Consider the following 416-nt stretch of genomic DNA (forward strand, 5'->3'; position numbering starts at 1 on the left):
TACCAGAGCCGTGAGGTCACCTGCCCACACGTCGGTCGCGCCCATGCAGTTGGGCTGTGCCGTTGTCTGAAGGCGCTTAAAGCCACTGATCTTAGCGGCCTTGAAAATGTCCTTAATGTGCACCGTTTCTCCTAATGTTCCTGATCCTTATCCAGCTCGTATCCAGCGAGCCAACCTGCATCCCAGTCCATCCGCTTCACGACATCGGCCATCGGGTACGGATTGTCCTCAGTTGAATCGCCATGCATGTAGGCACTGAGCCCCAACATCCATGCCTCAGTCATTGTCGCCCCCGCTGCTCATGTCGCGAGCCGCCGTCCAACCAGCAGCCCAATCGTAATGGTCCATGGAATCTGAATCGTACGGATTCTCCCAGAAGCCATCACCGTAAAAGTAAGCAGCGTGACCAACGAACC

Annotated in this window: 1 protein-coding gene; it reads right to left on the reverse strand. The window is 55.8% G+C overall.

From position 1 onward, the window contains the following. Positions 1–131: 131 nt before the first annotated feature. On the reverse strand, positions 132–284 hold the full coding sequence (locus tag AC1RPQ_RS07980; RefSeq protein ID WP_281106372.1) for a hypothetical protein: 153 nt from the start codon (positions 282–284) through the stop codon (positions 132–134). Between the last annotated feature and the right edge of the window lie 132 nt (positions 285–416).

It is taken from the genome of Dellaglioa sp. CoH-57-MRSF-21 (assembly GCF_056781915.1).

Coding starts and splice junctions, on each gene's coding strand:
- AC1RPQ_RS07980 (WP_281106372.1), bottom strand. CDS start 284: ATGACTGAGGCATGGATGTTGGGGCTCAGTGCCTACATGCATGGCGAT.